General features: G+C 71.5%; 18 protein-coding genes and 1 tRNA gene. 8 read left to right on the top strand and 11 right to left on the bottom strand.

The window, feature by feature from the left end:
- Positions 1-9 precede the first annotated feature (9 nt).
- Together ACGFYQ_RS18620 and nth are read right to left on the bottom strand one after the other, a co-directional pair.
- A complete protein-coding gene (locus ACGFYQ_RS18620; protein WP_393745086.1) occupies positions 10-756 on the bottom strand; it encodes an NUDIX hydrolase in 747 nt (248 codons plus the stop codon).
- Positions 757-853: 97 nt separating this feature from the next.
- A complete protein-coding gene (gene nth / locus ACGFYQ_RS18615; protein WP_393745084.1) occupies positions 854-1,714 on the bottom strand; it encodes an endonuclease III in 861 nt (286 codons plus the stop codon).
- A 254-nt stretch (positions 1,715-1,968) separates the two neighbouring features.
- On the opposite strand from nth, the gene ACGFYQ_RS18610 reads away from it, so the two are divergent.
- Positions 1,969-2,643, top strand: coding sequence for a Crp/Fnr family transcriptional regulator (locus tag ACGFYQ_RS18610; protein WP_003981529.1), 675 nt, complete (start codon positions 1,969-1,971; stop codon positions 2,641-2,643).
- A 179-nt stretch (positions 2,644-2,822) separates the two neighbouring features.
- Positions 2,823-3,623, top strand: coding sequence for a nucleotidyltransferase (locus ACGFYQ_RS18605; protein ID WP_393745082.1), 801 nt, complete (start codon positions 2,823-2,825; stop codon positions 3,621-3,623).
- 7 nt (positions 3,624-3,630) lie between these two features.
- Here ACGFYQ_RS18605 and ACGFYQ_RS18600 read toward each other — a convergent pair whose 3' ends face one another.
- The 5 genes from ACGFYQ_RS18600 to ACGFYQ_RS18580 form a co-directional block, all read right to left on the bottom strand.
- Positions 3,631-3,942 carry a ribosomal protein L7/L12 gene (locus ACGFYQ_RS18600; protein WP_393745080.1) on the bottom strand — a complete coding sequence of 104 codons (312 nt, stop codon included), beginning with the start codon at positions 3,940-3,942 and terminating at the stop codon, positions 3,631-3,633.
- Positions 3,939-4,784 carry an MBL fold metallo-hydrolase gene (locus ACGFYQ_RS18595; RefSeq protein ID WP_393745078.1) on the bottom strand — a complete coding sequence of 282 codons (846 nt, stop codon included), beginning with the start codon at positions 4,782-4,784 and terminating at the stop codon, positions 3,939-3,941. Before ACGFYQ_RS18595 ends, ACGFYQ_RS18600 begins: the two co-directional genes overlap by 4 nt.
- Positions 4,781-5,683, bottom strand: coding sequence for an NUDIX hydrolase (locus ACGFYQ_RS18590; RefSeq protein WP_393745076.1), 903 nt, complete (start codon positions 5,681-5,683; stop codon positions 4,781-4,783). The genes ACGFYQ_RS18595 and ACGFYQ_RS18590 overlap by 4 nt, the downstream gene beginning before the upstream one ends.
- A gap of 216 nt (positions 5,684-5,899) precedes the next feature.
- Positions 5,900-6,373, bottom strand: coding sequence for a RidA family protein (locus ACGFYQ_RS18585; protein ID WP_393745074.1), 474 nt, complete (start codon positions 6,371-6,373; stop codon positions 5,900-5,902).
- The gene (locus tag ACGFYQ_RS18580; RefSeq protein WP_007264966.1) at positions 6,370-6,531 is read right to left on the bottom strand and encodes a DUF4177 domain-containing protein; all 162 of its coding nucleotides are present in this window, start codon (positions 6,529-6,531) and stop codon (positions 6,370-6,372) included. Before ACGFYQ_RS18580 ends, ACGFYQ_RS18585 begins: the two co-directional genes overlap by 4 nt.
- A gap of 72 nt (positions 6,532-6,603) precedes the next feature.
- Between ACGFYQ_RS18580 and ACGFYQ_RS18575 the strand changes: the two genes are divergently transcribed.
- Together ACGFYQ_RS18575 and ACGFYQ_RS18570 are read left to right on the top strand one after the other, a co-directional pair.
- Positions 6,604-7,599, top strand: a complete 996-nt coding sequence (locus ACGFYQ_RS18575) for an ArsA family ATPase (protein ID WP_393745072.1) — start codon at positions 6,604-6,606, stop codon at positions 7,597-7,599.
- Positions 7,596-8,831 (top strand): ArsA family ATPase, encoded by a 1,236-nt coding sequence (locus tag ACGFYQ_RS18570; protein ID WP_393745070.1) that lies wholly within the window; start codon positions 7,596-7,598, stop codon positions 8,829-8,831. The genes ACGFYQ_RS18575 and ACGFYQ_RS18570 overlap by 4 nt, the downstream gene beginning before the upstream one ends.
- Positions 8,832-8,863: 32 nt before the next feature.
- Here the strand turns inward: ACGFYQ_RS18570 and ACGFYQ_RS18565 are convergent, their stop codons facing one another.
- Positions 8,864-9,214, bottom strand: coding sequence for a WhiB family transcriptional regulator (locus tag ACGFYQ_RS18565; protein ID WP_257559391.1), 351 nt, complete (start codon positions 9,212-9,214; stop codon positions 8,864-8,866).
- Positions 9,215-9,611: 397 nt separating this feature from the next.
- Between ACGFYQ_RS18565 and ACGFYQ_RS18560 the strand changes: the two genes are divergently transcribed.
- The gene (locus ACGFYQ_RS18560; RefSeq protein ID WP_393745068.1) at positions 9,612-11,897 is read left to right on the top strand and encodes a transglycosylase domain-containing protein; all 2,286 of its coding nucleotides are present in this window, start codon (positions 9,612-9,614) and stop codon (positions 11,895-11,897) included.
- A 104-nt stretch (positions 11,898-12,001) separates the two neighbouring features.
- Here ACGFYQ_RS18560 and ACGFYQ_RS18555 read toward each other — a convergent pair whose 3' ends face one another.
- Positions 12,002-12,463, bottom strand: coding sequence for a GatB/YqeY domain-containing protein (locus tag ACGFYQ_RS18555; protein WP_393745066.1), 462 nt, complete (start codon positions 12,461-12,463; stop codon positions 12,002-12,004).
- A 68-nt stretch (positions 12,464-12,531) separates the two neighbouring features.
- Here ACGFYQ_RS18555 and ACGFYQ_RS18550 point away from each other — a divergent pair, with 68 nt between their 5' ends.
- From ACGFYQ_RS18550 to ACGFYQ_RS18540, 3 genes are all read left to right on the top strand, one after another.
- Complete coding sequence (locus ACGFYQ_RS18550) at positions 12,532-13,470, top strand: metallophosphoesterase (RefSeq protein ID WP_393745064.1); 939 nt, start codon at positions 12,532-12,534, stop codon at positions 13,468-13,470.
- Between the two features lie 170 nt (positions 13,471-13,640).
- Positions 13,641-13,714, top strand: a tRNA-Pro gene (locus ACGFYQ_RS18545).
- Positions 13,715-13,932: 218 nt separating this feature from the next.
- Positions 13,933-15,426, top strand: coding sequence for a SulP family inorganic anion transporter (locus ACGFYQ_RS18540; RefSeq protein WP_393745330.1), 1,494 nt, complete (start codon positions 13,933-13,935; stop codon positions 15,424-15,426).
- Positions 15,427-15,561: 135 nt separating this feature from the next.
- Here ACGFYQ_RS18540 and ACGFYQ_RS18535 read toward each other — a convergent pair whose 3' ends face one another.
- Both ACGFYQ_RS18535 and ACGFYQ_RS18530 read right to left on the bottom strand, forming a co-directional pair.
- Positions 15,562-18,609 (bottom strand): NHLP bacteriocin export ABC transporter permease/ATPase subunit, encoded by a 3,048-nt coding sequence (locus tag ACGFYQ_RS18535; RefSeq protein WP_393745062.1) that lies wholly within the window; start codon positions 18,607-18,609, stop codon positions 15,562-15,564.
- A complete protein-coding gene (locus tag ACGFYQ_RS18530) occupies positions 18,606-20,963 on the bottom strand; it encodes an NHLP family bacteriocin export ABC transporter peptidase/permease/ATPase subunit (protein ID WP_393745060.1) in 2,358 nt (785 codons plus the stop codon). Before ACGFYQ_RS18530 ends, ACGFYQ_RS18535 begins: the two co-directional genes overlap by 4 nt.
- Between the last annotated feature and the right edge of the window lie 14 nt (positions 20,964-20,977).

Here is a 20,977-nt window from a genome sequence, read left to right as displayed (position 1 = left end):
GCCACCGTCTCACGCGCGCCAGTCGAGCGGGACCTGACGTGAGCGGTCCCACGGTCGCTCCCAGCCCGCGAAATGCAGGATCCGGTCGATCACTCCGGCGGTGAAACCCCAGACCAGAGCCGATTCGACGGTGAAACCCGGGCCCAGGTGGCCGCTGGGATGGACGGTCATGACCCGGTGTTCGGGGTCCGTGAGATCGGCCACCGGGACCGTGAAGACGCGGGCCGTCTCGGCCGGGTCCACGGCGCCGACCGGGCTCGGGGCACGCCACCAGCCGAGGACCGGGGTCACGACGAACTCGCTGACCGGGATGTAGAGGCGGGGCAGCACCCCGAAGAGCTGGACACCGGACGGATCGAGTCCGGTCTCCTCCTCGGCCTCCCGCAGCGCGGCGCGCAGCGGGCCGGTGGTGTGCGGATCGCCGTCCTCCGGGTCCAGGGCGCCCCCTGGGAAGGACGGCTGGCCCGCGTGCGAGCGCAGGGTGCCGGCGCGCTCCATGAGCAGCAGCTCGGGCCCGCGGGGGCCTTCGCCGAACAGGACGAGCACGGCGGACTGCCGGCCCCGGCCGTCCTCGGGCGGCAGGAACCGGCTCAGCTGGGTCGGGCGCACCGTGCGCACGGCCTCGACGACGGGGTCGAGCCAGCCGGGCAGGCCGTGTGTGGTGACCTCGACCGCTTCGACGCCCTCACGGGCCTCGCGCGTCTCACGGGCCTCGCGGGCGCCCGCCGTCGTCTCGTCCCGTGTACCGCGCGTCATAGGCACCCCTGTCGCGTTCTTCCGTCAACACCGTCTCCCACACCGCCAAACGCGGTCCGGGTACCGATTCGTTCCAGTCAGGGCCCGTCAGGGCCTGTCAGGGCACCGGGGTGCCCAGTGGCGGGGCCGGGAGGCCCGGGTAGTCCGGGGGCGGGCTCAGGCGCTGGCCCGGCTGGCCGCCCTTCTCGTACTTGAGCAGCTTGCGCGCCTTCTCCGGGTCGGTCTCGCCCTCCCCGTACGCGGGGCAGAGCGGGGCGATCGGGCAGGCGCCGCAAGCGGGCCTGCGGGCGTGGCAGATCCGGCGGCCGTGGAAGACGACGCGGTGCGAGAGCATCGTCCACTCGCTCTTCGGGAAGATCGCGCAGATCTCCGCCTCGACCTTCTCCGGATCTTCCTGCTCGGTCCACTTCCAGCGGCGCACCAGCCGGCCGAAGTGGGTGTCCACGGTGATCCCCGGGACCCCGAACGCGTTGCCGAGGACCACGTTCGCGGTCTTGCGGCCGACTCCGGGCAGGGTCACCAGGTCCTCTATCCGGCCCGGCACCTCCCCGCCGAAGTTGTCCCGCAGGGCCTGCGAGAGGCCGAGCAGGGACCTGGACTTCGCGCGGAAGAACCCGGTCGGCTTGATCAGCTCCTCCAGGTGCTCGGGAGCGGCCGCCGCCATGTCCTCGGGGGTCGGGTAGGCGGCGAAGAGGGCCGGGGTCGTCTGGTTCACCCGCAGGTCGGTGGTCTGCGCGGACAGCACCGTCGCGACGAGCAGCTCGAAGGGATTGCGGAAGTCGAGCTCCGGATGGGCGTACGGATAGATCTCGGCCAGTTCGCGGTTGATGCGGCGGGCCCGGCGCACCATGGCCAGACGGGATTCGGGCTTGGCCGCGGACGGTTTCTTGGCCGAACCTTTGCCCTGAAGGGCGGGCGGGGCCTGCGAAGATGCCTTCCCGAGGGCTTGTTCGCCCACGGCTGAATTATGGGCGGCGGTCACTCCCGCAGACCCCTTGGCCTGTGCTCTCACCGGCTTATTGGACACCCGGCCAGCCTAAGGCCGGCCGCTGACACCCGCCCGGACCTCAGGTAACACCACCCCGATTGGCCTCCCACCGCACAGCACGCTCGTACGTCCGGCATCCTTGGTAGTGATTGATCGCACTGTTTGAGCCGTCCGGCAAAATGGGAGACCGGTCCCCTGAGCTGGTCGACATAGGAGAGAGACTCGTGGACGACGTTCTGCGGCGCGCCCCGCTCTTCGCGGCGCTCGATGACGAGCAGGCCGCGGAGCTCCGCGCCTCCATGGGCGAGGTGACCCTCGCACGCGGTGACGCCCTGTTCCACGAGGGCGATCCCGGCGACCGGCTGTATGTCGTGACCGAGGGCAAGGTGAAGCTCCACCGCACCTCCCCCGACGGTCGCGAGAACATGCTGGCCGTCCTCGGCCCCGGCGAGCTGATCGGCGAGCTGTCGCTGTTCGACCCGGGCCCGCGCACCGCCACGGCCACCGCGCTGACCGAGGTCAAGCTCCTCGGCCTGGGCCACGGCGACCTGCAGCCCTGGCTGAACGCCCGGCCCGAGGTCGCGACCGCGCTGCTGCGCGCCGTCGCGCGGCGCCTGCGCAAGACCAACGACCAGATGTCCGACCTGGTCTTCTCCGACGTTCCCGGCCGTGTGGCGCGGGCGCTCCTCGACCTGTCGCGCCGGTTCGGCGTGCAGTCGGAGGAGGGCATCCACGTGGTGCACGACCTCACGCAGGAGGAGCTCGCGCAGCTCGTCGGCGCCTCTCGCGAGACCGTGAACAAGGCGCTGGCCGACTTCGCGGGGCGTGGGTGGCTCCGCCTGGAGGCGCGTGCGGTGATCCTGCTGGACGTGGAGCGCCTCGCGAAGCGGTCCCGCTGACGCCCTCGGCTTCGTGAAGGGCCCTGCCTGTACCTCGGGCGGGGCCCTTTCGCGTGTCCGGGTGCGGCGCCGTTGCGCGGGCGCTGCCCCCCAGGCGGCGCTGGATCTGCCCGGCGAAAGCCGCAGAGGCCCGGCGTTTGGCCGGCCGCTCCCGGCGAGGGCGAGGGCACAGTGGAGGTATGGAGCACAGAGGTCTCGACGCGTACGGGTACTTCGAGCGGGAGGGGTCGCTCGGGCAGGTGCAGGACGGGTTCAAGGCGGTCGTCGCCGCCACGCGGGAGCGGATCGCCGAGGCGTACGGGCGGCGGCTGCACAGCGCGTACCTGTACGGGTCCGTGCCGCGCGGGACGGCCCGGCCCGGGCGGTCCGGCCTCGACCTGCTGATCGCCCTGCACCACGAGCCCGCCCACGAGGACCGGGACACCGCCGAGGTGCTGGCGCGCGGGCTCGACGAGGACTTCGCGGAGATCGACGGCGTCGGCCTCCTGCTGTACGGGAAGGACACCCTGCTGAGCGAGCAGGAACGATTCGACCTGGGCTGGTTCCTCGCCTGCCTGTGCACCCCGCTGCTCGGAGCCGACCTGGCCGAGCACCTGCCCCGCTACCGCCCGGACAGCCTGCTCGCCCGGGAGACCAACGGCGACCTCGCCGACGTACTGCCCACCTGGCGGGCGAGGGCGCAGGCGGCGTCGGCCCCGGACGAGTACCGGAAGCTCAGCCGGGACTTCGCGCGGCGCCTGGTGCGCACCGGATTCACCCTGGTCATGCCGCGGTGGGGCGGCTGGACCAGCGATCTCGCCGAGTCCGCGGAGGTCTTCGGCACGTACTACCCGGAGCGCGCCGCCCAGATGCGTGCCGCGGCCGCCGTGGCGCTCGACCCGGTCGCGGACCCGGCCGTGCTGCGCGGCTACATCCAGGACCTCGGGCCGTGGCTCGCGGACGAGTACACGGCCCGCCACGGCAGGAAGACGCGGCGCTAGCGGTCGCTCAGGACTTCTCGCAGGACGTCTCGGCGACTTCGAGGGCTTCGACGGCCAGCTTGGCCTCCGCCAGGCCCGCGCCGGTGATCCGGCGGTAGGCCTTGATGGCCGAGATCTTGCGGTCGGCCGCGAGCAGGGCGCGCACCTCGTCCATCCCGGCCGGTTCCGGCTCCTCGATGCCGAAGTGGTCCAGCACGAGGGCCAGGCGGCGCTCCGTCCGGTCCGCCTTGAGCTGCAGGCTCTGCACGCGGAGCGTCACCGTCGAGGTGATCCAACCGGCCGTGGCGACCAGCATGACCAGCAGGAACACGGTGTTCATTCAGGCCCTCCAGGGATCAGTCCGTGATCTTGAAGGTACTCCAACTGCGCCCGGACGGACCATTCCGCGGCCGGCCACAGGGAGCGGTCCACATCCGCGTAGACATGGGCGACGACCGCCTCCGGGGTGGTGAAGCCGTCCTCGACGGCGGTCTCGACCTGGGCGAGGCGGTGCGCCCGGTGGGCCAGGTAGTACTCGACGACGCCCTGGGCGTCCTCCAGGACCGGTCCGTGGCCCGGCAGGACGGTGTGCACGCCGTCGTCGACGGTGAGCGAGCGCAGCCGGCGCAGCGAGTCCAGGTAGTCGCCCAGGCGGCCGTCGGGGTGCGCGACGACGGTGGTGCCGCGGCCGAGGATGGTGTCGCCCGTCAGGACGGCCCGGTCGGCGGGCAGGTGGAAGCAGAGCGAGTCGCTGGTGTGGCCCGGGGTCGGGACCACCCGCAGCTCCAGACCGCCCGTCCGGATCACGTCCCCGGCGGCCAGTCCCTCGTCGCCCAGGCGCAGGGCCGGGTCCAGGGCGCGGACCTTGGTTCCGGTGAGCTCGGCGAACCGGCCGGCGCCCTCGGCGTGGTCGGGGTGGCCGTGGGTGAGCAGGGTCAGGGCGATGCGCTTGCCTGCCCGCTCGGCGGTGTCGATGACGGCGCGCAGGTGCGCCTCGTCCAGCGGGCCGGGGTCGATGACGACGGCCAGGGTGGACCCCGGCTCGGACAGCAGCCAGGTGTTCGTGCCGTCCAGGGTCATCGCGGACGCGTTGGGGGCGAGGATGTTGACCGCGCGGGCGGTGGCGGGCCCGGAGGTGACGACCCCGCGGGGCTGGCCGGGCAGTGCGGCGGCGTCGGTCATGCGGGGCCTCCGGGGCGCACTCGCTTCGTGAACTCGTCGTGGCCCGGCCAGCTCAGCACCAGCTCGCCGTCCTCCAGCGTGGCCTGGGCCAGTACGGGGGTCAGGTCCTGCGCGCCGGCCGCGGCGAGTGCGTCGGCGGCGCTCCCGTACGGCTCCAGCGAGCGCAAGGTGGAGATGGTGGGCGGCATCATCAGCAGCTCGCCCTTGTCGTACCCGGCAGCCGCGTCGGCGGGGCGGATCCAGACGGTCCGGTCGGCCTCGGTGGAGGCGTTGCGGGTGCGCTGGCCCTCGGGGAGGGCGGCGACGAAGAACCAGGTGTCGTAGCGGCGCGGCTCGAACTCCGGGGTGATCCAGCGCGCCCACGCCCCCAGCAGGTCGGAGCGCAGCCGCAGGCCGCGGCGGTCCAGGAACTCCGCGAAGGACAGCTCCCGTGCCACGAGGGCCTGCCGGTCGGCCTCCCAGTCGTCGCCGGTGGTGTCGCCGACGACGGTGTCCGGGGTCCGCCCGGCAAGCAGTACGCCCGCCTCCTCGAAGGTCTCCCGGACGGCGCCGCAGACGATGGCCTGGGCGGTACGGGTGTCCGTGCCGAGGCGGTGGGCCCAGTCGTCCTGGCTGGGCCCGGCCCAGCCCACCTGGTGCTCCTCGTCGCGGGGGTCGACCCCGCCGCCGGGGTAGGCGTACGCGCCTCCGGCGAAGGCCATGGAGGCGCGGCGGCGCAGCATGTGCACGGCGGGTCCGGCGGGGGTGTCGCGCAGCAGCATCACGGTGGCGGCGCGGCGGGGGTCCACCGGGGTGAGCGAGCCGTCCGCGAGCGCGCGGATGCGGGCGGGCCACTCCGGCGGGTACCACTGGCCTCCGGCGGGGGGCTGGGGCTGGGGCTGCTGCTGACCATTCGGCATGGCCGGATGCTACGGCCATCCGGGCCGATGTTCGAGGGCAGCCGGGCACGACCCGGCCGCCGGGCCGCGGCGCGGGGCCTGCGGAGGGTGCGGGCGAGGCTCCGCCCAACCTCCTGGGGCTCCGCCCCAGACCCCGCGCCTCAAACGCCGGCGGGGCTGAATCTGGCTGATGCCGCCTGCCAAACCCAGCCCCGCCGGCGTTTGAGGCGGGAGCGGTCAGGCTCCGGCGACCAGTTCGACCTGGATCTCGATCTCGACCGGGGCGTCCAGCGGGAGGACCGCCACGCCGACCGCGCTGCGGGCGTGGACGCCCTTGTCGCCGAGGACGGCGCCCAGGAGCTCGCTCGCACCGTTCAGCACGCCCGGCTGGCCCGTGAAGTCGGGGGCCGAGGCGATGAAGCCGACGACCTTCACGACACGCGCGATCTTGTCGAGGTCACCGACGACCGACTTGACCGCGGCCAGGGCGTTCAGCGCGCACGTGGCGGCCAGTTCCTTGGCCTGCTCCGGCGAGACCTCCGCGCCGACCTTGCCGGTGACCGGCAGGTTGCCCTTGACCATCGGGAGCTGGCCGGCGGTGTACACGTACACGCCCGACCGCACGGCCGGCTGGTACGTGGCCAGCGGCGGGACTACCTCGGGCAGGGTCAGGCCGAGCTCGGCCAGCTTCGCGTCGACAACGCCGCTCATGCCTTCTCCCGCTTGAGGTAGGCCACGAGCTGCTCGGGGTTGTTCGGCCCGGGCACGACCTGGACGAGCTCCCAGCCGTCCTCGCCCCAGGTGTCCAGGATCTGCTTGGTGGCGTGGACCAGCAGCGGGACCGTCGCGTATTCGAACTTCTTGGTCATGGGAGCGAGGGTAGTGCCTGTCCTACGGGGCTCCTGCGCGCCCCGGGATCCGAGTCGTTAGGCTCGGACGCTGTGAGCAGGCTCCAGGTGGTCAGCGGCAAGGGCGGCACCGGCAAGACCACGGTCGCCGCGGCACTCGCGCTTGCCCTCGCACGCGAGGGCAAGCGGACTCTACTGGTGGAGGTCGAGGGCAGGCAGGGGCTCGCGCAGCTCTTCGGCGCCGAGGCGCTCCCGTACGAGGAGCGCAAGATCGCGGTCGCGCCCGGCGGGGGCGGTGAGGCCGGGGGCGAGGTCTTCGCGCTCGCCATCGACGCCGAGCGGGCGCTGCTGGACTACCTCCAGATGTTCTACAAGCTCGGCTCGGCCGGCCGCGCGCTCAAGAAGCTCGGCGCCATCGACTTCGCCACGACCATCGCCCCCGGGCTGCGCGACGTGCTGCTGACCGGCAAGGCGTGCGAGGCGGTGCGGCGCAAGGACAAGGCCGGCCGGTTCGTCTACGACCACGTGATCATGGACGCGCCGCCGACCGGGCGGATCACCCGGTTCCTGAACGTCAACGACGAGGTGGCGGGCCTGGCCCGGTTCGGGCCGATCCACAACCAGGCGCAGGCCGTCATGAAGGTGCTCAAGTCCCCCGAGACGGCCGTGCACCTGGTCACCCTCCTGGAGGAGATGCCCGTCCAGGAGACCGCGGACGGCATCGCCGAGCTGCGGGAGGCCGGGCTTCCGGTGGGCCGGGTCGTCGTCAACATGGTGCGCCCGCACCATCTGGACGAGGACACCCTGCGCGCCGCGGCCGGCGAACACCGCGCCGAGGTGGCCAAGGCGCTGTCCCGGGCGGGCCTGGGCGGCGCGCGCCGCGGCGCGGCGGCCGAGCGGCTGGTGGACCCGCTGCTCGCGCAGGCCGCCGAGCACGCGGGCCGGGTGGAGCTGGAACGCGCGCAGCGCGCCGTACTGGCGGAACTGGACATGCCGACGTACGAACTCCCCCTGCTCGGCGCGGGGATGGATCTGGCCGGGTTGTACGAGCTGGCCAAGGAACTGCGGAAGCAGTCGGTGGCCGAATGAGCGAGGGGGTGGACACCGTGGGCCTGGACACTCCGCCGCGGCTGGCGGTCGACCGGCTGCTGGACGACCCGAAGACCCGGATCGTCGTGTGCTGCGGGGCGGGCGGGGTCGGCAAGACCACCACGGCCGCGGCCCTGGGCGTACGGGCGGCCGAGCGCGGGCGCAAGGCGGTCGTGCTCACCATCGACCCGGCACGGCGGCTCGCGCAGTCGATGGGGATCGACTCGCTGGACAACACTCCGCGCAAGGTGGCGGCCGTAGGGGCGGGCGACGGCGAACTGCACGCCATGATGCTGGACATGAAGCGGACCTTCGACGAGATCGTCGAGGCGCACGCGGACGGCGAGCGGGCCCAGGCCATCCTCGCCAATCCCTTCTACCAGTCGCTGTCGGCCGGCTTCGCGGGCACGCAGGAGTACATGGCGATGGAGAAGCTGGGGCAGCTGCGGGCCCGGGACGACTGGGACCTGATCATCGTGGACACCCCGCCGAGCCGGTCCGCGCTGGACTTCCTGGACGCGCCGAAGCGGCTCGGGTCCTTCCTGGACGGGAAGTTCATCCGGGTGCTGATGGCTCCGGCGAAGGTGGGCGGCCGGGCGGGGATGAAGTTCCTCAATGTCGGCATGTCGATGATGACCGGGACGCTCAGCAAACTGATGGGCGCCTCGCTGCTGAAGGACGTGCAGACCTTCGTGGCCGCGATGGACACCATGTTCGGCGGCTTCCGCACGCGCGCGGACGCCACCTTCCGGCTCCTCCAGGCTCCCGGTACGGCCTTCCTCGTGGTCGCGGCGCCCGAGCCGGACGCCCTGCGCGAGGCGGCGTACTTCGTGGAGCGGCTGGCCGCGGAGAGCATGCCGCTGGCCGGTCTGGTGCTGAACCGGGTGCACGGCAGCGGCGCCGACCAGCTGTCCGCCGAACGGGCGTTGGCCGCCGCAGAGAATCTTGAGGAAGGCGGCATTGTCGATCAGGAGTCCGGGAAAGCTGGACTTCGTGACGCCGCCGACGACGGCTCCCCCGACGTGGACGAGATCACGGCAGGACTGCTGCGCCTGCATGCCGAACGGATGCAGGTGATCGCGCGTGAGCAGCGCACACGCGATCGCTTCACCTCGTTGCACCCCGAGGTGGCGGTGGCCGAAGTGGCCGCCCTGCCCGGCGATGTGCACGACCTCGCCGGGCTACGGGCCATCGGAGAGCGACTCTCGGCCGGGGTTCCGGCCGGAGCGTAGGCGTTCGTACCGTACGTGCGCGTCCGGGTGATCTACCCGGCCGCCGCGTACGTCTCGTACGGAACGTCGATCTCCTCGTCGGCATCCATGGTCAGGATGCCTGTGCTGCGCTCGTACTCCGTACGGGCGGTTTCGAGCAGCCGTCGCCACGAGGTGACGGTGGGACGCCGGCGCAGCAGCGCACGTCGTTCCCGCTCGGTCATTCCGCCCCACACGCCGAACTCGACGCGATTGTCGAGCGCGTCGGCCAGGCACTCGGTCCGCACCGGACATCCGGTGCACACCGCCTTGGCCCTGTTCTGTGCCGCTCCTTGAACGAACAGTTCATCCGGATCGGTAGTGCGGCAGGCTGCCTGCGCACTCCAGTCGGTAACCCAGCCCATCCCGGCGCCGTCCTCTCCCGAATCGAGGCTCCCCCACGGCGGCAGCGGCATATTCACCGCTGCCAGTTGAGGACGTTACGGAAGGTGGGCACAGTGCAACACCCCCGTCGGGCCCAATCTTGAATGGTCCGAACGGACTATGGGTAAGCGGCAGATCACCCGACGGAGTGATCGGACGACATGCCCGACCATTCCGGCGATTCGGGTGAAATCACCGAGTCGCCAGTTGAGTGCACATCACACGGAGGGCGGGATTCGGACATGAGTCCACCCCATTCGGGAAGGGTGAAAATCAAGCCGAGGGGTTGATGTCGCACCGCACTGCTGTGACAGTTGAGGACAGCTTAGGCCAAGGCATTCGCGCGTGTCCGGCGAATGAGAACGTAGGCTGCCCTCCATGGGAAAGAAGCGCTCGGGCGGCGGGCTCACGGGGAGCCAGCAGGCCGCCAAGTTCCTCGGGGTGTCCGTTCTCTCCGGAGTTGTGCTGGCCGGCATGGCGATTCCGGCGGCAGGCGCCCTGGGGCTCGCGGCCAAGGGCACGGTCGAGGGATTCGACGAGATCCCGGCCAATCTCAAGACTCCGCCACTGAGTCAGCGGACCACGATTCTGGACGCCGAGGGTGGCTTGATCGCCACTGTCTATTCGCGCGACCGGCAGGTAGTCCCGCTCACGGCGATCTCCCCGTACATGCAGAAGGCGATCGTCGCCATCGAGGACTCGCGTTTCTACGAGCACGGCGCGGTCGACCTGAAGGGCATCCTGCGCGCGGTCAACCGCAACGCACAGGAAGGCGGGGCCGCACAGGGCGCCTCCACGCTTACCCAGCAGTACGTGAAGAACGTGTTCGTCGAAGAGGCCGGCGACGACGAGACCAAGGTGCGCGAGGCCCAGGAGAAGAGCCTCGGCCGCAAGATCCGCGAGCTGAAGTACGCGATCCAGGTCGAGGAGGAACTCGGGAAGAAGAAGATCCTCGAGAACTACCTCAACATCACGTACTTCGGCCAGCAGGCCTACGGAATCGAATCCGCGGCCCAGCGCTACTTCAGCAAGCCGGCCAAGGACCTGGCCCTGGAGGAGTCCGCGCTGCTCGCGGGCGTCGTCCAGTCGCCGAGCCGGTACGACCCGGTGAACGACGCGCAGGAGGCGATGAAGCGCCGCAACATCGTCCTCCAGCGGATGGCCGACATCAAGGACGTCTCACAGGCGGAGGCGGACGCGGCCAAGGCGAAGCCGGTCACGCTGAAGGTGACCCGGCCGAAGAACGGCTGCATCACCGCGGTCAAGGGCGCGGGCTTCTTCTGCGACTACGTGCGCAACTCCTTCCTGACCGACGCGGTCTTCGGCAAGACGCGCGAGGAGCGGGCGAAGGTCTGGAACCAGGGCGGCCTGACGGTACGGACGACCCTGGACCCGCAGTCGCAGGACGCGGCCAACGAGTCGATCAAGGACCACGTCTACCAGGAGGACTCGATCGCGACGGCTGTGACCATGGTCCAGCCGGGCACCGGCCGGGTGCTGGCGATGGGGCAGTCCAAGCCGTACGGCTTCGGGAAGAACGAGACGCAGATCAACTTCTCCGTGGACAAGCGGATGGGCGGCTCGAACTTCGGCTTCCAGGTGGGCTCGACCTTCAAGCCGTTCATCGCGGCGGCCGCCCTGGAGCGGGGGATGCCGGCGACGAAGGTGTACCAGGCGCCGAACAAGATGGACTACCCGACGCCGATCCCTAAGTGCGACGGCTCGCAGTGGCTGAACCTGCCGGTCGACGGCAAGACCCAGACGGCCAAGAACGAGACCGAGGACGAGATCGGCCCGTACGCGCTGAAGACGGCGATGGAGAAGTCCATCAACACGTACTTCGTCGAGATGATCGGCGAGATCGGCCTCTGCCCGGTGACGGAGATGACGCAGAAGCTCGGCGTGGTCCCGGCGGACGGCTCGAAGCTTCCCGAGGCCCCGTCGATCGCGCTCGGTTCGGCCGAGCTCTCCCCGCTGACGATGGCCAACGCGTACGCGACCTTCGCCAACCGGGGTGTCTACTGCACGCCGGTCGCCATCGAGTCGATCACCGACGCGCACGGCAAGGCGCTCGCCGTACCGAAGAGCAAGTGCGACCGGGCGATGTCGACGGAGACCGCCGACACCATCAACACCCTGCTGCGCGGAGTGGTCGACTCCGGTACGGGTGAGCGGGCCGGTCTGACCGACCGCGACAGCGCGGGCAAGACCGGTACGACGGACGCCCGGTACAACGCCTGGTTCGTCGGCTACACCCCGAACATCTCCGGCGCGGTGTGGGTCGGCTCGGGCGGCGCGAAGAAGATCACGATGGAGGACATCGTGATCGGCGGCAAGCCCTACGAGAAGGTCTTCGGCGGCGGCCTGCCCGGCCCGATCTGGAAGGACGCGATCACGGGCGCGCTGTCCGGGCGTGAGGCTCCCGCCTTCACCACGGTGAGCATCCCGGAACCGATGCTTCCGTCGGGCGGTCCCCGCGGCAACAAGCCGCCCACGTCCCCGACGACCCCGAACAGGCCCGGCAAGCCGGGCGGCGACGGCAAGCCCGGCGGCCGACCGGGCGGGCAGACGGCCGGCGGGGCCACGGGCGGGACCGATCCGACGAACCCGTTCCCCGGGATCACGATCCCCCCGGGCATGATCGGCGGAGGCGACACCCAGTAGGCACCGACACGCGAGAGGGGCCCCGGCCGGATCCGGCTGGGGCCCCTCTGCGTACCTACATCCACATCTACGTCTACGGCGCAGGACTCAGGAAAGCCCCTGCTTCAGGAAAGCTGCTGCTTGACGACGGCGGCGACGCGCCCGCCCTCGGCCAGCCCGGCGACCTTCGGGTTCACGATCTTCATCACGGCGCCCATGGCCCGCGGCCCCTCGGCGCCCGCCGCCCTGGCCTCCTCGACGGCCTGCGCCACGATCGCGGTGAGCTCGTCGTCGGTGAGCTGCTTGGGCAGGTACGTGTCGAGGAACTCGCCCTCCGCGGTCTCCCGCGCGGCCTGCTCGGGACGGCCGCCCTGGGCGAAGGCCTCGGCGGCCTCGCGGCGCTTCTTCGCCTCCTTGGCGATCACCTTGAGGACTTCCTCGTCGGAGAGCACACGTGCCTCCTTGCCCGCGACCTCCTCCTTGGTGATGGCGGAGAGGGTCAGTCGCAGCGTGGACGAGTGCAGCTCGTCGCGCGCCTTGATGGCGGTTGTGAGGTCTTCCTGGAGCTTGGCCTTGAGCGTGGTCATGCACCTGAGTCTGCCAGGTGCGGGGGCGGTAGTGCCCGTTGGTTTTCCGGGTCTGCGACGATGGGGCCATGCGTGCGCGTTACGGAGTCCCCCTGAAGGCAGCTGCCGGAATCGCCGCGGTGGGGGCCGCGGGTGTGGCCTACGCCGCCGGTTTCGAGGCGCGGTCCTTCCGCCTGCGCCGCGTCACCGTGCCCGTCCTGCCCCGGGGGATGCGCCCGCTGCGCGTGCTCCAGGTCTCGGACATCCACATGGTCTGCGGGCAGCGCAAGAAGCGCGCCTGGCTGCAGTCGCTGGCCGGCCTGCGCCCGGACTTCGTCGTGAACACCGGGGACAACCTCTCCGACACCGAGGGGGTCCCGGAGGTGCTCGACGCCCTGGGCCCCCTGATGGACTTCCCGGGCGTGTACGTCTTCGGCTCGAACGACTACTACGGGCCGCGGCTGCGCAACCCCGGGCGCTACCTGATCGAGAAGGTCCAGGGGCGGCACGGGCTGAACGGCAACAAGCCGGTCGTCGGCGCCGTGCACAACCCGTGGGAGGAACTGCGGGACGCCTTCGACGCGGCTGGCTGGCTGAACCTCACGAACACCCGGGCGCGGCTGAAGCTGGACGGCCTGGACCTGGCCTTCACCGGGCTGGACGACCCGCACATCAAGCGCGACCGCTACGAGCGGGTGGCGGGCGGCCCGGAGGCGGACGCCGACTTCTCGCTGGCCGTGGTGCACGCACCGTACCTGCGCACGCTGGAAGCCTTCACGGCGGACGGCTACCCGCTGATCCTGGCGGGGCACACGCACGGCGGGCAGCTGTGCATCCCCTTCTACGGGGCGCTCGTCACCAACTGCGACCTGGACACGAAGCGGGTGAAGGGCCTCTCCACGCACGAGGCGGGCGGCCACCGCGCCTACCTCCACGTCTCGGCGGGCTGCGGCACCAACCGCTTCACCCCGGTCCGCTTCGCGTGTCCGCCGGAGGCGACCCTCCTGACGCTGACACCGAAGGCGTAGGGCTTCTCCCCTCGGCCGACGCGGGGGTCCTGATCTCGCGGCGGACCACCACCGCCCGGCTTCGGCACCGGCCCCGCACCCCCTGCGCGAAAACCGGATTTCGTCTCCGGCCGAGGGTCCGCTAAAGTAATCGATGTCGCCAGGGCAGCAAGCGCCGCCAGGGCGGCGATCGGGGTGTAGCGCAGCTTGGCAGCGCGCTTCGTTCGGGACGAAGAGGTCGTGGGTTCAAATCCCGCCACCCCGACAGAGTAAGACCAGGTCAAGGGCTTGATCCGCATCGCGGGTCAGGCCCTTCCTGCGTCTCCGGAGATCGTTTGGGAGAAATCTGGGAGAAGATCTTGATCGGCTTCTCCCAGGCGTCCTGACCGACCTCGCCCTTCGCGTCTTCTCCGCGCACCCGCCTGCCGGTTCAGGTGTGCCCGAGCCCGAGGTCCGTGCCCCGTGTCTTCTTCACCCGCGCCCATATCCGAACGGCTGCCCGGCTTTCGTCGTCCGCCGCGGCCGGCCTGGATCTCGCCGAAGGTCTTGCGGACCGAGGTCCTCGCCGGTCTGGTCGTCGCGCTGGCGCTGATCCCGGAGGCGATCTCGTTCTCCATCATCGCCGGGGTGGATCCGGCGATCGGGCTGTTCTCCTCGTTCACGATGGCCGTCGTGATCGCGTTCACCGGCGGGCGGCCGGCGATGATCTCCGCCGCGACGGGCGCCGTGGCCCTCGTGATCGCTCCGCTGAACCGGGAGCACGGGCTGGGCCACCTGGTCGCCGCGGTGATCCTGGCCGGCGTCTTCCAGATCGTGCTCGGCGCGCTCGGCGTGGCGAAGCTGATGCGGTTCATCCCGCGCTCGGTGATGGTCGGCTTCGTCAACTCGCTGGCCATCCTGGTGTTCATGGCCCAGGTGCCGGAGATGTACGGGGTGCCCTGGGCGGTCTACCCGCTGATGGCGGCCGGGCTGGCGCTGATGGTGTTCTTCCCGAAGGTCACGAAGGTGGTCCCGGCCCCGCTCGTGTCCATCGTCATCCTCACCACCATCACCGTGGCCGCGGGGATCGCGGTCCCCACCGTCGGCGACAAGGGCGCGCTGCCGTCCGCGCTGCCGGTGCCGGGCCTGCCGGACGTGCCGCTCACCCTGGGCACGCTGACCCTCATCGCGCCGTACGCGCTGGCCATGGCGCTCGTCGGGCTGATGGAGTCGCTGATGACCGCGAAGTTGGTCGACGAGATCACCGACACGCGGTCCTCGAAGACGCGGGAATCCATCGGCCAGGGCATCGCGAACATCGTCACCGGGTTCTTCGGCGGCATGGGAGGCTGCGCGATGATCGGCCAGACGATGATCAACGTGAAGGTGTCGGGCGCCCGGACGCGGCTGTCGACGTTCCTCGCCGGCGTCTTCCTGATGGTGCTGTGCATCGCCTTCGGGCCAGTAGTCTCCGACATTCCGATGGCGGCCCTCGTCGCCGTCATGGTCATGGTCTGCTTCGCGACCTTCGACTGGCACTCCATCGCACCGAAGACCCTCAAGCGGATGCCCGCCGGTGAGATCGCCGTCATGGTCGTCACGGTCGTGTGCGTGGTCGTCAGCCACAACTTGGCCGTGGGCGTCGTCGTGGGCTCCGTCACCGCGATGGTCGTCTTCGCCAGGCGCGTCGCGCATCTGGCGACCGTCACGTCCGTCCTCGATCCGGACGGCGGCCAGGTCGTCTACTGCGTGACCGGCGAGCTGTTCTTCGCGTCCTCGAACGACCTGGTCGAACAGTTCGACTACGCCGGCGACCCGGACAAGGTGGTCATCGACCTCTCCGCCGCCCACATCTGGGACGCCTCCTCCGTGGCTGCCCTCGACGCGATCGAGCACCGGTACGCCCAACGCGGCAAGAGCGTGGAGATCACCGGCCTGAACGGACCCAGCGCCCACTTGCACGGGACGCTCAGCGGCGAACTCACCGGCGGGAGCTGACGGACCATACGTCGCCCTTGCGGCCCGCTCCCCCGAAGCGTCGCCCGCGGTGGACGTCGAGAGAGCGGTACCAGGCCGGTCGAGGTGGGGCCCCGACCGGCGAGGCCCCCGCAGGCCGTGCGGCGCCGGAGGGGGTCAGGACAGTTGTTGGGGGCCCGCCAGGCGGGCGAAGAGGCCTTGGTCGTCGGCCAGCAGGTCCTGGTAGCTGCCCTGCTGGACGATGCGGCCCTCGTCCAGGACGACGATGCGGTCGGCGTCCACCACGGTGGAGAGCCGGTGGGCGATGACCACGCGGGTGGCGTTGAGGCGGCGGGTGCTCTCGGCGACCAGCTTCTGCGTGGGGTTGTCCAGGGCGCTCGTGGCCTCGTCGAAGAAGACGATGCGCGGGCGGGCGACCAGGGCGCGCGCGATCATGAGGCGCTGGCGCTGTCCGCCGGAGAGGGTGTTGGTGCCCTCGGAGAGCACGGTGTTCATGCCCATGGGCATCGCCCGGATGTCGTCGGCCAGCCCGGCCATCTCGGCCGCCGTCCAGGCTTCGTCCAGGGTGTGACCGCTGCTGCCGACGATGTTCGACAGGATGTCGCCCGCCTGGAGGGACCCGCCCTGGAGGACGACTCCGCACTGGCGCCGGACCGCGGAGACGTCGAGTTCCGCGAGGTCCTGGCTGTCGTACAGCACGGTGCCCGACACGGGCGTCTCGAAGCCGAGGAGCAGTCTGAGCAGGCTGGACTTGCCGCTGCCGGACGGGCCGACGAGGGCCACGAACTCACCCGGTTCCACGGAGAGGGTCACGTCGTCCAGGGCCAGCGGGCCGTCCTGCCCGTACCGGAAGGAGACGTGGCTCAGGCCGATCCGGCCGGAGAGGTCGCCCGGGTCCGCCTGGCTGCCGTCGGTCTCGGGCGCGGCCTCCAGGATCGGCCGGAGCCGTTCCAGCATCGGGACGGTGCCCATGGCGGTGACGAGGGACGCGGTGAACTGCAGGCCGGAGGCGAGCAGCAGGTTGAAGGCCGCGAAGAACGGCAGGAAGGTGGCCGCCGAGATCTGCCCGTGCAGGGGGCCGGCCGTCACCGTGAACACGATCGCCGTGCACACGAGCGGGAATCCCGCGTTGAAGGTCGTGACGATGTTCTGGATGCGCCGGGACGCCGCGGACAGCGCGTGCCCCCGGGTGGCCTCCTTGGTCCATTCGGCGAAGGCGCGCTCCTCGGCGGCGGCCACGCGCAGCTTGGGCATGGCCGTGAGCATCTGGAAGACCTTGGCGGACATGTCCTGGTCGTGCGTGTACTCCTGGCGCAGCCAGCGGAGTTGGGCGCGGCCGGCGACGGTCGCGAAGCCGATGCCGACGGCGGTCAGGGCCGTGGCGAGCAGGGCGAGGCGCAAGTCGTAGAAGAAGACCAGCAGGAGGTTGGCCAGACCGGTGAGCAGGGCCAGGGTCGCGGTGGTCAACATGCCGGAGAGCAGTTCCTGGGCGGCGCTGATGCCGAGGACGGTGGTACCGAGCTGGCCGGTGGAGTAGCGGGTGAAGAAGCCCGCGGGCAGGGACAGCAGCCGGGTCCACAGGCCGGCCTGCATGGCGGAGCCGGACCTGCTCTCGATGCGCAGGACCGCGATGTTCTGTACGACGGACAGCGCCGCGGTGATCACACCCGAGGCGATGACCACCAGCGCGCCCTGCACGATCAGTCCGCGTTCGGCGGCGGCCACGTACGTGCCGAGGACCTTGCCCGTCATGACCGGCACGGTCAGACCGATCAGCGCGACGAGGGCGCCCAGCAGACCGAATCTGAGCAGGTCACGGCCGTTGCCGACCGCGGGCGAGAAGCCGAACCACAGCAGGGACCTGACGGTGTTCACCCGGCTGGGCAGCGGCTGGTAGAGGACCACCGCCTGGTTCTTCAGCCGGGCCGCGAGCGCGGCGGTGAGGGGGGTGACCTGGCCGTCGTCCACCATCATGTAGCCGCGCCCCAGCGGCAGCAGGGCCACGGGGCGGCCGTTGACGCGGTAGCCGACCATCGGCCCCAGGTCCCGCTTCCACCACCGGTCCTCCAGCCGGACCGTCCTGGTCCGGACGCCGGAGGCGAGGGCGATCGCCCTCAGTTCGTCCTGCCGGCCGTGGGCGGCGCCGCGTACGGGGGGACGTACCTGGAAGCCCTGGCGGGAGGCGACCAGCCGGGCGGCGGCCAGGGCCGGCGGGTCGGCGGCCACGTCGGCCAGCCGGACGCGGGTGGCGGTGTCGTGCAGTACGGCGTCGAAGCCGCGCAGGGCCGAGGGCAGCACGGTGCCGTCCCGTTCGCGCAGGACGGCCAGTTCGGCGCGTTCACGGGTGTGCTGCTGTGCGATGCGGTGGTCGAAGGTGGCGAGCAGCCGGGCGGTGTGCGCGGTCAGGACGTGCGGGAGCCGGCCCTGTGCGTGCAGCTCGCGCAGGGAGCTGGTGGTGACCCGGGCGGTGTCCTCGGCGACCATCCAGTCGCGTTCGGTGAGGCAGATGTCGGCGCCGGCGGGGAAGGGACCGGGGGCCTCGGGAGCGGGCTCGTCGGGATCCGCCGCCTCCGGCGTCCTGCCGCGGCCGGTGTCGCCCACGCGGACCTCGCCCGCCTCGATGTGGACGAAGCGCACGCCGTCGACGGAGCGGGCCGCCTGGCCGGGGGTGAGTTCCGTACTGCCCGTGGTGGGCAGGGAGACGAACTGGCGGGGCGGGAGCGCACCGGGCAGGGCCTCCGCGAGGGCGCAGATGCCGCGGGTCAGGCCGTGCAGCAGGCGGGAGACCTCCGGGTCGTCGGCGCGGGCGGTGGCCGCGTCCGCCGTACCCGTCGCTGTTCCCGTCGCCGTACCTGTACCCGTCGCCAGCGTGCTCGCCGCCGTCCGCGGACCGCCCGGTACGGCGAGCACCTCGAACGGTACGTACGACAGCTCGGTGTCCGGCACCGGCCGTGCCACCACGACGTGCCGGGCCTGCCCCTGCGCGCCGCCGGCCAGGACGGTGCCCTCCTCGGCCCGGCACAGGAAGTGCCAGCGCCCCTGGAGGCCGCCGTCCTGGTGGCGTACGGCGAACAGGTCCACGGCGCCGGTCTCGACGCGCAGCAGCCGGCCGGGGTCGGTGAGCAGGAGGTGGCGTCCGGAACCGGTGGTCACGCCGGTGGGGTGGTGCGGGCCGGGGAGTGTCGGCGCGGGGGCGGTGCTCACAGGACGTCTTCCTCCTCGGTACGGCTCGATTCGAAGAGCCGGGCGTACGCGCCTGCGACGGCCAGCAGTTGCTCGTGGGTGCCGCGTTCCACGACGGTGCCGCCGTCCAGGACGAGGATCTCGTCGGCGTCGCGGACGCTCGACAGGCGGTGGGCGATGATCAGGCAGGCGCAGCCCCGTCGGCGCAGGCTGTCCATGATGGTGCGCTCGGTCTGCGGGTCCAGGGCGCTGGTGGCCTCGTCGAGCACCAGCAGGGTCGGCTCGGCCGCGAGCGCGCGGGCCAGTTCCAGCCGCTGCCGCTGGCCTCCGCTGAAGTTGGCCCCGCCCTCGCGCACCGCGGCGTTGAGACCGCCGGGGCGCGTCATCACCGCGTCGAACACCGCGGCGTCGTGCAGCGCGGCCAGGACCACGTCGTCGGGGACGGAGTCGTTCCACAGGGTCAGGTTGTCGCGCACGGTGCCCGCGAACAGGGCGATGTCCTGGTCCACGTAGGCCATGGAGGCGGCCAGGACCGTGCGCGGGATCTCCGCGCGGGTGCGCCCGCTGTAGAGGATGCTGCCCGAGCGCGGCTCGAAGAGGCCGGTGAGCAGTCGGCCGACCGTGGACTTGCCGCTGCCGGAGCCGCCGACGATGGCGACCCGGCTGCCGGGCTTGAGGGTGAAGGACAGGTCCTTGATGACGGGGTCGGCGAGGGGCCCGTAGCCGAAGGCGACGTGCGACAGTTCGAGGCTGCCGTCGAGCCGGTTGCGGAGCGCTCCGGTCGCGGGAGCGTCGGGGGCCGCGGCGGCCGTGGGGGCCGTCCCAGTCCCCGGTTCCCGCTCGAAGCAGCCGGCGACCGGGTACTTCTCCACGTCGTGGATGCGCTTGATGTCGGCGCTGAAGTCCTGGAGCCTGCCGCCGAGGTTGGTGAGCTGGGTGACGGGGCGGCTCAGGGCGGCCAGCAGCGTCTGGAACGTGACGAGGATGCCGACGCTGAGCGCGCCGTCGGCGACCCGCAGTCCGCCGGCCAGGAGCAGGACACCGGTGTTGAGGGTGGCGAGCAGCGGGGGCACCACGACCAGTACGGCGGTGGCGGCGCCGAGCCGCTGCTGGGCGGAGACCACCTTGGCGAGGAAGCCGGACCAGCGGGTGAAGGCGTCGGGTTCGGCGCCGGTGGCCTTGACGGTCTCGATGGTGCTGAGGGTCGCGAAGGTGGTGCCCACGAGGTTGCCGCGGTCGGTGCGCAGCGCGGCGACGGCGTCCTTGCGCGAACGGGCCATCCACTGCAGGACCATGATGTTGAGCGTGGCGGTGCCGATGCCGAGCAGGCCGAGCAGCGGGTCGTAGCGGACCAGCAGGGCGGCGTAGAAGACGACGAGCACCAGGTTCAGCAGGGTCGCGGCGAGGTCGCGGGAGAGGATTCCGGCGACCGTGTCGTTGCTGGCGACCCGTTTGGCCACCTCGGCGGGGCGCCGCTGCATGAAGAACTCCACCGGCAGCCGCAGCAGATGGCGGAAGAAGCGGGCCGAGCCGACCAGCCCCGTCCTGATCTCCATCCGCAGCAGGTAGTGCTGTTGGACGGAGGTCAGCACGAAGACCATCAGCGCCGTGACGGCCATCGCCACGGCCAGCGGCACCACCGTCCCGGGCGATCCGCCGCCGAGCACGCGGTCGACGAACACCCGGGAGTACGCGGCGCCCACGATGCCCGGTACGACCAGGAGCAGGCTGGCCAGCAGCACCAGCGCCATGGCCCGCCCGGACGGCAGGCGCCGCTCCAGCAGCGCGGAGGCCATGCCGGTGCGCTCGCCTCCCGGCCGGAAGTCGGGGCCCGGTTCGAAGGTGAGCATGATCCCGGTGAAGCCGGAGTCGAACTCCGACCACTCCATCAACCGCGGTCCCGCGGCCGGGTCGTTGACGGCGACGACGGTGCGGCCGAAGCGGCTGAGCACGCCCTCGACCACCAGGAAGTGCTGGAACGCCCAGAAGATGATCACGGGTCCGGGCTGGTCGCGCAGCGCGTCGGCCTCGACCTGGAAGCCCTTGGCGATCATGCCGAACGAGCGGGCGGCGGCGATCACGGAGCTGGCCTTGGCCCCGTCCCGCGACACCCCGCACAGGCCGCGCAGTTCCTCCAGCGGCACGTGGCGGCCGTAGTGGCCGAGCACCATGGCGAGGGAGGCCGCCCCGCACTCCACGGCCTCCATCTGGATCACGGTGGGGACCCGGTGCCGGCGGCCGGCGCGGGGACGGATCCGTGCCAGTACGGGGCGCCGCGGCCCCCCGCGCCGTGGCCTGCCCCGGCGCGGGGGATCGGCCGGGGCGGGTCCCCCCGCGGTGGCGGCGGGGCGGGGGGCGGTCTTCGTCCCGGTCATCGACGGTTCTTCCT

It is taken from the genome of Streptomyces sp. NPDC048258 (assembly GCF_043201995.1).
In the GTDB taxonomy this organism is placed as follows: domain Bacteria; phylum Actinomycetota; class Actinomycetes; order Streptomycetales; family Streptomycetaceae; genus Streptomyces.
Note: the sequence above shows the minus strand (reverse complement) of the source record. Positions and strands in the feature narration are given on the sequence as shown.

Excerpts from the sequence above, each read along its gene's own strand:
- ACGFYQ_RS18620 (WP_393745086.1), bottom strand. The coding sequence starts at position 756 with ATGACGCGCGGTACACGGGACGAGACGACGGCGGGCGCCCGCGAGGCC.
- ACGFYQ_RS18605 (WP_393745082.1), top strand. The coding sequence starts at position 2,823 with ATGGAGCACAGAGGTCTCGACGCGTACGGGTACTTCGAGCGGGAGGGG.
- ACGFYQ_RS18600 (WP_393745080.1), bottom strand. The coding sequence starts at position 3,942 with ATGAACACCGTGTTCCTGCTGGTCATGCTGGTCGCCACGGCCGGTTGG.
- ACGFYQ_RS18595 (WP_393745078.1), bottom strand. The coding sequence starts at position 4,784 with ATGACCGACGCCGCCGCACTGCCCGGCCAGCCCCGCGGGGTCGTCACC.
- ACGFYQ_RS18590 (WP_393745076.1), bottom strand. The coding sequence starts at position 5,683 with ATGCCGAATGGTCAGCAGCAGCCCCAGCCCCAGCCCCCCGCCGGAGGC.
- ACGFYQ_RS18585 (WP_393745074.1), bottom strand. The coding sequence starts at position 6,373 with ATGAGCGGCGTTGTCGACGCGAAGCTGGCCGAGCTCGGCCTGACCCTG.
- ACGFYQ_RS18580 (WP_007264966.1), bottom strand. The coding sequence starts at position 6,531 with ATGACCAAGAAGTTCGAATACGCGACGGTCCCGCTGCTGGTCCACGCC.
- ACGFYQ_RS18570 (WP_393745070.1), top strand. The coding sequence starts at position 7,596 with ATGAGCGAGGGGGTGGACACCGTGGGCCTGGACACTCCGCCGCGGCTG.
- ACGFYQ_RS18565 (WP_257559391.1), bottom strand. The coding sequence starts at position 9,214 with ATGGGCTGGGTTACCGACTGGAGTGCGCAGGCAGCCTGCCGCACTACC.
- ACGFYQ_RS18560 (WP_393745068.1), top strand. The coding sequence starts at position 9,612 with ATGGGAAAGAAGCGCTCGGGCGGCGGGCTCACGGGGAGCCAGCAGGCC.
- ACGFYQ_RS18555 (WP_393745066.1), bottom strand. The coding sequence starts at position 12,463 with ATGACCACGCTCAAGGCCAAGCTCCAGGAAGACCTCACAACCGCCATC.
- ACGFYQ_RS18550 (WP_393745064.1), top strand. The coding sequence starts at position 12,532 with ATGCGTGCGCGTTACGGAGTCCCCCTGAAGGCAGCTGCCGGAATCGCC.
- ACGFYQ_RS18530 (WP_393745060.1), bottom strand. The coding sequence starts at position 20,963 with ATGACCGGGACGAAGACCGCCCCCCGCCCCGCCGCCACCGCGGGGGGA.